Consider the following 11,385-nt stretch of genomic DNA (forward strand, 5'->3'; position numbering starts at 1 on the left):
GATTTGTTACCGTTCGTTATACAACTTTAACGATTGTTTAGGGAATGACTGTTAGGTCGAATGTCATCGGGTACGGAGGGGAAAATGTCCGCGACAACCCAGACCAACATGATCAACCTGCAAGTCTTTGCCGAGGACCAGGCGAGGATCGACAAGCAGAATGGCACCTATGCCGCCAACCTCGCCGCCGATGAAAAGTATTACCTGTGGCAGTCGTCGTTCCAGACCATCCCGATGGGGATGGAGAACCAGCCCGAAGCCTACGCCCAGCAGCTTCGCCTCAACCTGCCCGACGTGAACACGCTGCGATTGCCGTTCAACGCCTTCTCGTTCAACCCCGACGGCTCGCTGCACCCGGAGTATGAGCGCTTCATTCTCGAGGCCGCGAAGCAGGGCTTTCAGATCGTCTTCAACTACTCCGACGGGGATATCCAGCGGTACGGAGGCGAGATGGACCCCGCCTCGGCCGACCAGATGCGGGCACAGCTTCAGGGACCCATCCACGACCGGATGATGCAAAGCTGGGAGCAGATGCTCGACTGGCTCGACCAGCATCCCCAGGCGGCGGCGGCCGTCTATGCCCTCGAGGCCGTCAACGAGCCCAACACCTATGCCCGTGCAGAGGACCGCACAGGCAACACGGGCGAGTTCGTCCGCCTGTATGGCGATCACATGGCCGAGTTCGCCGAACTGGTGCAGGATCGGTCGGACGCCCGCGTCATGATCGGCGGCTTCGCCTATTCGGCCAGGTTCGACGTGCTTGCGTCCACGGGCTCAAGCGACGGCCAGGGCTCGGTGCTTGACCAGATCCGGGCTGCGGCCGGCAGCGACCTGGTCTGGTCGGCCCACCTCTACCCCGAGTGGGCCAGTGCCGCCGGGCAAGAGATCGACGGCTTCGAGGCGCTGATCCGCCAGAACTACGGCGTGCTGGAGGGTGACGACATCATCCTTACCGAAACCAATGCGCTGGGGGGCGACGCGAACAACCCCTGGGGCAGCAACCCTTCGTTCTGGATGGCCCGGGCATATGAGGCGTTCCTGGATGCGGGCATCGGCATCGGCTGGTTCCCCGGCGCGGAAACGGGGCAGTCCGCCTTCCTGTCGATCGACAACGGCTGGCAGATCCGCTTCCGTCATCCCGACAGCTTTGCCCATGGCATGAATGCCCTCACCATGGGTCAGAGCGATCGCGCACATGCCGGGGACGAAGCGATCACGGCGCGCCTGCTTGCAGGTTTCGTCACCGACGAGGAGCGCGGCCCGACCGGCCTTGACGGCCTTGGCTATGCCGTGGGCTACGGCGGCAACGACACGCTGACCGGCATCGACAATGCGATGAACATGCTGTTCGGCGGCGACGGTAACGACGTCCTGATCGGCCGCGCCCACCGTGATCACCTGTTCGGCCAGCACGGCAATGACACCCTGCATGGAAACGGCGGAGATGACGTCCTGTCCGGGGGCGATGGCGACGACCTCCTTCAGGGTGGGACGGGCAGCGACCTTCTGACCGGCGGGCGCGGGGCGGACAGCTTCGTGTTCGCGGATGGAGGCGACGATGTCGTCACCGACTACCGCAGGGAACAGGGCGACACCCTTACCCTGGCCGGTCGGCTGTGGAGCGATGCCGAGCTGGCGGCCACGGGGCAGTTGATCGACTCGGACGGCGACGGGGCGGCGGATGACCTGGCCATCACCTGGGAACAGGGTCGCGTCGTGCTGATGAACTACGGCATCATCCGCCGCGACGGCATCGTGCACGGAACGGCCAGGGACGACCTGATCGAGGTTGGATGGACTGACGCCGAGCGCGACAAGCTGAACTGGACCGGCGGGCAGATCGACGCCGGCGAAGGAAACGACACCGTGACCGGAAGCATGTCCGACGACACGATCCTTGGCGGGGCGGGCAGCGACGCGCTGACGGGCCGCGCAGGGCGCGATGTCGTCAACGGAGGTACCGAAAACGACACGATCACCGGCGATACCGGCGACGACATGCTGATCGGCGGCGACGGCAACGACAGCATTCACGGCGGAGCCGATCAGGATGTGCTTTACGGGGATGCCGGCAACGACTCGCTGGACGGCGGCGATGGAAACGACACCCTGTACGGCGGCGCGGGCGACGACACCTTGGCCGGCGCCGGCGGCGACGACAGCCTGGTCAGCGGGGAAGGAGACGACGTCATCACGGATGCGCGTGGCCGCAATGTCTTGTCCGGAGAGAACGGAAACGACACGATCACCGGAGGCGCGGAGCAGGACACCATCTATGGCGGCTTCGGCCAGGACAGCCTTGCAGGCAATGGCAGCGATGACGTGATCAGCGGCGGGGCCGACAACGACTGGATCTCGGGCGGCGAGGGCAATGACCGGCTGCTTGGCGATGACGGTTTCGACACCCTGATCGGGGGTGGCGGGAACGATACCATGCGCGGCGGAACCGGCGCCGATGTGATCAGCGCCGTGCGCGGACTGAACGCGATGTACGGCGAGGATGGCAGCGACGCCATCACGGGCGGCACGGACGCCGACACGATCGACGGGGGTGCGGGCAACGATGTCCTGTCGGGCGGGGCCGGTGCCGACATGATCCTGGGCGGGCTCGGCCATGATTCGCTGATCGGCGGCGATGGCGACAACAACCTGAACGGCGGCGACGGCCAGGACACGCTGCGCGGCGGGGCAAACGACGACACGCTTGTTGGGGGCACGGGCAACGACCTGATCGGCACAGGCAAGGGCGTGGACTCGGTCAACGCCGGCGAGGGCGACGACCGGATCGAGGTGGACATGACGGGCACCTCCTCCAACTATCTGACCGGGGGCGAGGATGCGGATCGCTTCGTGTTCCTCAATGCACAGACCACGGGCGTGAGCCGCGCCAGCATCATGGACTACGATGTGTCCCAGGACATGCTGACCATCAACGGCCTGACCGGCTACGCGGCAATCTCGTCGTCGAAGTCCTTTGTCAGCCTTCAGGATGTCGGCAACGACGCAGTCCTGAGGTTCGGCGACGACGTTTATGTCTTCAAGGGGATCGACGCGGCCGACTTCTACTGAGGACGTCCGCAAATAACGGGGGCGCTTGCACGGCAAGCGCCCTGATCTTCAGCGGTCGCCCGGCTCTGTCCGTCCAGGCGGCCGCTGCCTGGGTCAAGGCCGCGCTCCCTTGGGGACGGTGCAAGTTTCAGCCCCGGATCTGGCGGCACGGCGTGGACCCTGACCGGGCCAACCATCCCTGCCTGCCGTGAGCGCCACGACCGATTTCCTTGGCGGTCCTTCCTTGTCAGTCATGCCTGCCCAAGCGGCCGAAGCGTGCGGGCGGGACGGTGCCTGCGGAGGACACCGACGTTTATACAGCCGAAGTCACCTCGGTCCCGACCTCGCCGCCTGATTGCCAGCGCGCGAACTCGTCAAGGATCATGCTGCGGAAGATCGACCCTCCCAGGCCGAGCGGACGGGCGCGGCGGTGGATCAGATAGCATGTGTTGGCGCCCCGGCTGCCGCGAAGGGCGATCTCGCGGATGTCCCCCCGTGCCACCCAGGGGGCCGCAAAGGCCTCGGGCATGAAGCCAAGGTAGCGCGAGGACAGGATCAGCAGCATCCGCGACAGGATGGTGGGCGCGAGGTCGGAGACAGTGAAGGCACCCACGAAGTCCGAATAGTCGGCCTCCTGCGCGACCTCGGCCGCAACGAAGTCATGGCGGCGCAACTCCTCCATCGTCAGGCAGGCGTCGTCGCGGGGAAACAGCGCGTGGTCCTTGCCGCAGAAGAGGCCCATCCGTTCCTTGCAGACGGGCGTGGCGACCAGCGCGTCGCTGCGGCGGATCAGGGCGGTGAAGCCCAGGTCCGCCGAACCTTCCAGAACCGACGCAAGCACGTGGTCCGGAGAGGTCATCCGCAGGTTCAGTTTGAGCTGGGGATAACGGTCCTTGATGCGGGCGATCGCGCGCGACAGGGGATCGGCGAACTCGAACAGGAAGCTGTCATCGGCGAACATGGACACTTCGCCCTCCAGCTTGTGCGTGGCGGCCCCGATGAAGTCGGTAAAGTGACCGATCTCGCTCATCAGCTGGATGGCGGCGGAATGGACCATCCGCCCCTGTTCGGTCAGCCGGAATCCCGAGCGGCCGCGGTCGCATAGCCGCATCGACAGACGCGCCTCCAGCCGCGAAAGCGTCAGGCTGATCGCCGACTTGCCCTTGCCCAGCCGCCCCTGCGCGGCAGTGATGCCGCCCGCCTCGACGATCGCGATGAACTCGCGCAGGGCAGCGATGTCGATATCCGACAGGTTTCCGCGGAAGGGTGTTCCGGAATGCGACACTGGCCTTCTCCCTGCGGCGGACGCGCGAAGGTTTTCAGTTCGTCAAACCTCGGTCAAGCACTCCGGTGTCGACAACCGCCGGGTGCCCGGGCAGTCTTGCCGCGCCCGGCTTTCCCAATCCCGCAGGACTTCCGCCCATGGACGACATGACCAACTTCGGCAACACGGCCGAGGCACGCGACATCCGCCACCATTTCCACGGCTACACCAACGCGCGCCGCCACATGGATGTGGGTCCGCTGATCATCGAGGATGGCGAGGGCATCTATGTCACCGACAACAACGGCAAGCGCTATATCGAGGGACTGGCCGGGCTGTGGAGCGTGGGCGTCGGCTTCAGGGAACGTCGGCTGATCGAGGCCGCGACGCGCCAGCTGGAAAAGCTGCCCTTCTACCACAACTTCGGCCACAAGAGCCACGGGCCCGCCATCGACCTGTCCGAGAAGCTGGTCGAGATCGCGCCCGTCCCCATGAGCAAGGTCTTCTACACCAACTCGGGGTCCGAGGCGAACGACACCGTGCTGAAGATGGTGTGGTACCGCTCGAACGCGCTGGGCAAGCCGGAAAAGAAGAAGGTCATCGCCCGCAACCGCGGCTATCATGGCGTGACGATCGCGGCGGCCAGCCTGACCGGCCTGCCCTTCAACCACCGCTCCTTCGACCTGCCGCTGGACCGGGTGCTGCACACCACCTGCCCGCATTACTGGAAGGAAGGCCGCGACGGCGAGAGCGAGGAACAGTTCGCCACCCGCTGCGCCGAGGACCTGGACGCCCTGATCCAGCGCGAGGGGCCGGACACCGTCGCCGCCTTCTGGGCCGAGCCGGTGATGGGCGCAGGCGGCGTGGTCGTCCCGCCCAGGGGTTACTTCGACAAGATCCAGGCAGTGCTGGCCAAATACGACATCCTGTTTGTCGCCGACGAAGTCATCTGCGGCTTCGGCCGGACAGGCGAGATGTTCGGCTCGACCACCTACGGCATCCGGCCCGACGTGATGGTGATGTCCAAGCAGATCACCTCAAGCTACGTGCCCTTCTCGGCCATCCTGATGAACGAGCGTTTCTTCGCCCCCATCGCGGATGAAAGCGACCGCATCAGCACCTTCGGCCATGGCTACACGGCCGGCGGCCACCCGCTTGGCGCGGCCGTTGCGCTGGAAAACCTCGCGATCATCCAGGAGAACGATCTGGTCGGCAACGCGCGCGAGGTCGGCGCGCATTTCCGCGCCCGGCTTGAAACGCTGAAGTCGAGCCCGCTGGTCGGCGAGGTCCGGGGCGTCGGCCTGATCGCGGCGGTCGAGCTGGTCGAGGACAAGCAGGCCAAGTCCGTGAGGACACCGGGCCGGCTGGGCGCGCTGATGAACGCGGCCATGCACCGCAACGGGCTGATCTCGCGCAACATGACGGACACCGTGGCCTTCTGCCCGCCCATGATCATCACCCGCCAGCAGGCCGACGACATGTTCGAGATCGTCGCCAGGTCGCTTGCCGAGATCGAGGCCGAGGTCGGCGCGCCGGGCTGAGGCAGCCTGATATCCCCGATCGAAGTCCCTGGAGGAAGCGCTTCAGGGGGTCGCCGATCACGGACGCCTGGTAGCCGCCCTCCTGCACGATGACCGGGATGCGGGCCGAGGTGACAACCCGGCCCGCCTCGCGAAATGCTCCGGTCGTGACGCGGACAAGGCTCAGCGGGTCTTCGGCATGGGTGTCGTAGCCGAGTGCCATGACCAGCGCCCCTGCCCCGTGAGCGGCGGCCGCGTCGAAGCCTTGGCAGATCGCGGCAAGGAAGGCCTCGCCCGAGCCGGGGGCCAGCGGGATGTTGAGGTTGAAGCCCTTGCTCTCGCCCCTGCCCCGCTCGTGAACGCGGCCCGTCAAGAAGGAGTTACAGGCATCGGGTCCACATGGACTGACAGGGTCATGACGTCGGCGCGGTCACAGAAGATCGACTGCGCGCCGCCCTCGTAATGGGCGTCGATGTCCCGCACCGCCACATGGTTTGCGGCTGGCCGCCTGGCCGAACAAGGCGGGCATCCTGTCCGACAGCGCCACGGCTGTGGCCGACGTGCGCCATCCCGACCCCATGGCCGTGATGGCCGAGCGGGTGCGCCGCGACGCGCAGCCCGCCGCCATCGCCGGATGCACGGTCCGAATCGAGGACGAGTGGTCTTGGGGCGGCGACATCTTCGGCCCGGATCTTGTCGGCACCGTCCGATCAGATGCGGTCAGGTAGGGATGGAAGTGGCGGAACATCAGGTGCAGACGTGGCACGATCTGGCCACGATCTGGCCCACGGCGATGATCTTCACCCCTTGGAAACAGGAAATCGCCGACAACAACGCCGAGGACCCCGCCCGAGGACCTCAGCGCCGGCCAGAACGTCCTGCTGCACGCCGCGGCAAGCCGTGCCGACCGCTGACCTGCGCAGCCGCCCCGTCTCCTATGTCCCGGCGGGCTCGCTCTGCGTCGTCAGCCAGTCCGCAAACAGGGCCACCGTCCCGCCGGGCTCTCGCGCGGGATGGATCAGCGCATAAGGGCAAGGCCCCGCCAGCGAGATCGGGCTGACCGGCACGAGCGTCCCGCGATCCAGGTCCGAGCGAGCAAAGATGTCGGGAAGCAGGGCTGCGCCAAGACCGGCACGGGCGGCGGCGATGACCATCTCGAAATGCTCGAAGCGCGGACCCCTGATGCCATCCACCTCAAGCCCCGCTGCGGCCAGCCAGTCGGCCCACAGGTGCGGGCGCGTTGTCTGCTGGATCAGGGGAACGCCCGCGAGGTCGCCCGGCACGGGCAGGTCGGGTGCGGCCACCACGATCAGCCGTTCGGGCAGGATCGGCATGATCGCGGCCCCTGCCGGTGCCAGTTCGGCCCGCTGGATCGCGGCGTCGAAGGGGCTGTCGTCGAAATCCACCGGCGCCAGCGCCGATGTCAGGTCCAGCGACACGCCGGGGTGACGCGCGGCGAAATCGGCCAGCCGTGGGATCAGCCAGGTTGCGGCGAAGGTCGGCAGGACGGCCAGCCTCAGGACCTGCCGGCTGCCCCCGAAGGCCATGATCTTGCGCGCCGAGCGGTCGAGGTCGTCCAGGATGCCCTCGGCGTCACGCAGCATGGCCCGGCCCGCGTCCGACAGGACCATCCGCTGCCGGATGCGATGGAACAGCGTCACGCCCAGCCGGTCCTCCAGCGTGCGGATCGCGCGGCTGACGGCGCTTTGCGTCAGGTTCAGCGCTTCCGCCGCGCGCGAGGCCGAGCCGAGCCGCGCGCACAGCACGAAGGCGCGCAGTTCGGGAATGCTGGGCGTATGGTGGGACCGGAACGAGGTCATGAGTTTGCCTCATGGGTTTGAGGATTATTCCTCGCTACCAGCCCCCGCGCGGGACTGGTAGTCAGCCCTTCAAAGAATGGAGGCACCGCATGGCCGCGCTGAAACCCAAGGACGCCCCGGACCTGAGCCGCTTCGGCTGGGAAGACCCCTTCCGCCTGAACGACCAGCTGTCCGAAGACGAGCGGATGATGCGCGACAGCGCCCGCGCCTATGCGCAGGAAAAGCTGCAGCCGCGCGTGATTGCCGCCTACCGCGAGGAAAAGACCGACCCCGCCATCTTCCGCGAGATGGGCGAGATGGGCCTTCTGGGCGTGACCATCCCCGAGGAATACGGCGGCTTGGGCGCTTCCTATGTCAGCTACGGCCTTGTCGCGCGCGAGATCGAGCGCGTGGATTCGGGCTACCGCTCGATGATGTCGGTGCAGTCCAGTCTCGTGATGTATCCGATCTACGCCTACGGATCCGAGGAGCAGCGGCGGAAATACCTGCCGAAGCTGGCGTCGGGCGAGTTCATCGGCTGCTTCGGCCTGACCGAACCCGATGCGGGGTCCGACCCCGGCGGCATGAAGACCACCGCCAGGAAGACCGCGACCGGCTATGTGCTGAACGGCACGAAGATGTGGATCTCCAACTCGCCCATCGCGGATGTCTTCGTGGTCTGGGCCAAGTCCGAGGCGCATGGCGGCAAGATCCGCGGCTTCGTGCTGGACAAGGGCACCAAGGGCCTGTCCGCGCCGAAGATCGAGGGCAAGCTGTCCCTGCGCGCCTCGATCACCGGCGAGATCGTCATGCAGGACGTCGAGGTGGGCGAGGACGCGCTGCTGCCGAACGTCGAGGGGCTGAAGGGTCCCTTCGGCTGCCTCAACCGCGCGCGCTATGGCATCAGCTGGGGCGTCCTCGGCGCGGCCGAGTTCTGCTATCACGCCGCGCGCCAGTACGGCCTTGACCGCAAGCAGTTCAACCGTCCCCTGGCGCAGACCCAGCTTTACCAGCTGAAGCTGGCCAACATGATGACCGAGATCACCCTGGGCCTTCAGGCCTCGCTTCAGGTCGGGCGGCTGATGGATGCGGCGCAGGCCGCGCCCGAGATGATCAGCCTCGTCAAGCGCAACAACTGCGGCAAGGCGCTGGAGATCGCGCGGATTTCCCGCGACATGCACGGCGGCAACGGCATTTCCGAGGAGTTCCAGGTCATGCGCCACGCGCAGAACCTGGAAACCGTGAACACCTATGAGGGCACGCACGACGTCCACGCGCTGATCCTCGGCCGCGCCATCACGGGCCTGCAGGCCTTCGCCTGATGGGGGCTCCACTGGAAGGGCTGCGCGTCGTCGAACTGGCGCGCATCCTCGCCGGTCCCTGGATCGGCCAGACGCTGGCCGATCTGGGCGCCGAGGTCATCAAGGTCGAGGCGCCCGAGGGCGACGACACCCGCCGCTGGGGCCCGCCGTTCCTCGAACGGCCTCGGCCCGACGGCAGCACCGAGCGTGTCGCCGCCTATTTCCACGCGGCGAACCGTGGCAAGACCTCGCTCACCTGCGACTTTTCGGATGCCGAGGACCTCGCGCGGCTCAAGGCGCTGATCGCCACGGCTGATGTCGTGGTCGAGAACTTCAAGGTCGGCGGGCTGAAACGCTTCGGGCTGGACTACGAGAGCCTTGCGGCCGGGAACCCGCGCCTCGTCTATGCCTCGGTCACCGGCTTCGGACAGAACGGGCCGAGGGCCACGCAGCCGGGATACGACTTCCTGATCCAGGGCATGTGCGGGATCATGGACCTGACCGGGGAACCGGACGGAGAACCGCAGAAGGTCGGGGTCGCCTGGATCGACATCTTCACCGGGCTTTACGGCGTCATCGGCATCCAGGCGGCGCTGGCGGAACGGGAACGCTCGGGCCAGGGCCAGCACGTGGACCTGTCGCTGCTGGATACGGGCGTGGCGGTGCTGGCCAACCAGGCGATGAACCAGATGATCGGCGGCATGACGCCCCGCCGGCTGGGGAACGCCCATCCCAACATCGTGCCTTATCAGGCCTTCCCCGCCTCCGACGGCCACGTCATCATCGCCTGTGGCAACGACCGGCAGTTCGCGGGCCTCTGCCGCGCCCTGCGGCTGGAGGGGCTGGCCGAGAACCCGGACTATGCCACCAACCCCGCCCGCGTGGCGAACCGCGCGGCGCTGGTGCCGCTGATCGCCGAGGCCACCACGCGGACGACACGCGCCGCCATCATCGCCGCGCTGGAAGAGGCGGGCGTCCCCGCCGGACCGATCAACAGCGTGGCCGACGCGCTGGCCGAACCCCAGATCGAGGCGCGTGGCCTCAGGATCGCTCCCGAAGGGATAGCCGGGCTGCGCACGCCCATCGCCTTTTCCCGCAGCAGGCTGGTGCTGGACCGCGCCGCGCCGCTTCTGCCGGACCGGGAGCCCTGACCCGGTCTCCCTGCCCCGGCGCTTTCATCGCGTGAGCCGGAGGGGAGCCGGCCACGAAAGGCCGCATCGCTGACCCCGGCGCTGCCCGACGGGCAAGCCTGATCCATCGGGCACCCGGCACGGGCAAGGGCAAGGGCAGCCGCGCCTGCAAGTCATCAAGAACCACACGGCAGGCAAGAGGAGGAAACATGCCTATCCGATACTGGACCTTCGCGGCGGCGCTCGCCGCATCGGCCCTGGTGTCCGGCGCGTCGATGGCGCAGGGGACCTATCCCGACCGGACAATCACGCTTGTCGTGCCCTATGCCGCGGGCGGGCCGACCGACACGGTGGCGCGGCTTGTCGCCGAGCCGATGGCCAAGGCCCTTGGCCAGCAGGTCATCATCGAGAACATGGGCGGCGCCAGCGGCACCATCGGCGCGGGCCAGGTCGCGCGGGCCGAGCCCGACGGCTACACGCTGATGCTGCACACCTCGGCGCAGGCCACGAACGACCTGTTCTACGACAAGCTGGCCTATGGCTCGCGCGAGGCCTTCCAGCCTTTGGGCGTCGTCAGCCACACGCCCATGACCCTGGTGGGCCGCAAGGACCTGCCGCCGGGCACGGCCGCCGAGGCGCTGGACCATATTCGCGAAAGCGGCGACGGCGTGGCCTTCGGCAATGCCGGCGTCGGCGGTCCGTCCTATCTCTGCGGCCTGCTGATCGAAAACCGGCTCGGGACGCCGATGGTCATGGTTCCCTATGCCGGGACGGGCCCTGCGCTGACCGACCTGCTGGGCGGCCAGATCGACTTGATCTGCGAGCAGGCGACCAACACCATCGGTCATATCCGCAGCGGGGCGGTCAAGGCCTATGCCGTGACCAGCGCCGAGCGGATGCCCGCGCTTCCCGACCTGCCGACCCTGGCCGAAGTGGGGCTGGAGGGTTTCGAGACAACCGTCTGGCTGGGCCTGTATGGCCCCAGGGACATGCCGCAGCCGGTGGTCGACAAGGTCGTGGCCGCGCTCCAGTCCGCCCTGCAGGACCCGCTTGTCACGGAACGCTTCGCCGAGCTTGCCACCACCCCTGCGGCCCCTGACGAGGCAACGCCCGAAGGGCTGAAAGCCACGCAGGAAGCCGAAGTCGCCAAGTGGAAGGACCTGATCGAGGCGTCGGGTCTCAAGGCCGACTGACCGCGAAGGACCTGCCGGGAGGCCGCAGCCAGCCTGCGGCCTTCCGGTGCCCGGGAACGGTGGCTCGGTCGCTGCCGGGCGCGGGATGGCGCAAGGCAGGGCCCGGACGGCCCGAGGACGTTCGGGCCCA

General features: G+C 67.3%; 9 protein-coding genes. 6 read left to right on the forward strand and 3 right to left on the reverse strand.

Features of this window, described 5'->3' with window-relative positions:
- Positions 1-84 precede the first annotated feature (84 nt).
- A complete protein-coding gene (locus CK240_RS09195; protein ID WP_167650006.1) occupies positions 85-3,069 on the forward strand; it encodes a calcium-binding protein in 2,985 nt (994 codons plus the stop codon).
- A gap of 292 nt (positions 3,070-3,361) precedes the next feature.
- On the opposite strand, the gene CK240_RS09200 is transcribed toward CK240_RS09195, so the two are convergent.
- Entirely contained in the window at positions 3,362-4,333 is a 972-nt protein-coding gene (locus CK240_RS09200) for a LysR family transcriptional regulator (protein ID WP_095640049.1), read from the reverse strand.
- A 146-nt stretch (positions 4,334-4,479) separates the two neighbouring features.
- On the opposite strand from CK240_RS09200, the gene CK240_RS09205 reads away from it, so the two are divergent.
- Positions 4,480-5,853 (forward strand): aspartate aminotransferase family protein, encoded by a 1,374-nt coding sequence (locus CK240_RS09205; RefSeq protein WP_205957804.1) that lies wholly within the window; start codon positions 4,480-4,482, stop codon positions 5,851-5,853.
- Here the strand turns inward: CK240_RS09205 and CK240_RS09210 are convergent.
- Positions 5,768-6,205 (reverse strand): arginase family protein, encoded by a 438-nt coding sequence (locus CK240_RS09210; RefSeq protein ID WP_095640051.1) that lies wholly within the window; start codon positions 6,203-6,205, stop codon positions 5,768-5,770. The two genes, CK240_RS09205 and CK240_RS09210, sit on opposite strands and share 86 nt — an antisense overlap.
- Before the next feature lie 121 nt (positions 6,206-6,326).
- Between CK240_RS09210 and CK240_RS09215 the strand changes: the two genes are divergently transcribed.
- Positions 6,327-6,560, forward strand: coding sequence for a hypothetical protein (locus CK240_RS09215; RefSeq protein ID WP_095640052.1), 234 nt, complete (start codon positions 6,327-6,329; stop codon positions 6,558-6,560).
- Positions 6,561-6,767: 207 nt separating this feature from the next.
- Here CK240_RS09215 and CK240_RS09220 read toward each other — a convergent pair whose 3' ends face one another.
- Positions 6,768-7,652: a LysR substrate-binding domain-containing protein gene (locus CK240_RS09220; protein WP_095640053.1), complete on the reverse strand. Its 885-nt coding sequence runs from the start codon at positions 7,650-7,652 to the stop codon at positions 6,768-6,770.
- Positions 7,653-7,741: 89 nt separating this feature from the next.
- On the opposite strand from CK240_RS09220, the gene CK240_RS09225 reads away from it, so the two are divergent.
- From CK240_RS09225 to CK240_RS09235, 3 genes are all read left to right on the forward strand, one after another.
- Entirely contained in the window at positions 7,742-8,953 is a 1,212-nt protein-coding gene (locus CK240_RS09225; RefSeq protein WP_095640054.1) for an acyl-CoA dehydrogenase, read from the forward strand.
- Positions 8,953-10,083, forward strand: coding sequence for a CaiB/BaiF CoA transferase family protein (locus tag CK240_RS09230; RefSeq protein WP_095640055.1), 1,131 nt, complete (start codon positions 8,953-8,955; stop codon positions 10,081-10,083). Before CK240_RS09225 ends, CK240_RS09230 begins: the two co-directional genes overlap by 1 nt.
- A 188-nt stretch (positions 10,084-10,271) precedes the next feature.
- On the forward strand, positions 10,272-11,255 hold the full coding sequence (locus CK240_RS09235) for a tripartite tricarboxylate transporter substrate-binding protein (protein WP_095640056.1): 984 nt from the start codon (positions 10,272-10,274) through the stop codon (positions 11,253-11,255).
- The last annotated feature ends 130 nt before the right edge of the window (positions 11,256-11,385 follow it).

The organism is Paracoccus salipaludis (genome assembly GCF_002287065.1).
GTDB classification, from domain to species: domain Bacteria; phylum Pseudomonadota; class Alphaproteobacteria; order Rhodobacterales; family Rhodobacteraceae; genus Paracoccus; species Paracoccus salipaludis.

Excerpts from the sequence above, each read along its gene's own strand:
- CK240_RS09195 (WP_167650006.1), top strand. The coding sequence starts at position 85 with ATGTCCGCGACAACCCAGACCAACATGATCAACCTGCAAGTCTTTGCC.
- CK240_RS09205 (WP_205957804.1), top strand. The coding sequence starts at position 4,480 with ATGACCAACTTCGGCAACACGGCCGAGGCACGCGACATCCGCCACCAT.
- CK240_RS09220 (WP_095640053.1), bottom strand. The coding sequence starts at position 7,652 with ATGACCTCGTTCCGGTCCCACCATACGCCCAGCATTCCCGAACTGCGC.
- CK240_RS09225 (WP_095640054.1), top strand. The coding sequence starts at position 7,742 with ATGGCCGCGCTGAAACCCAAGGACGCCCCGGACCTGAGCCGCTTCGGC.
- CK240_RS09230 (WP_095640055.1), top strand. The coding sequence starts at position 8,953 with ATGGGGGCTCCACTGGAAGGGCTGCGCGTCGTCGAACTGGCGCGCATC.
- CK240_RS09235 (WP_095640056.1), top strand. The coding sequence starts at position 10,272 with ATGCCTATCCGATACTGGACCTTCGCGGCGGCGCTCGCCGCATCGGCC.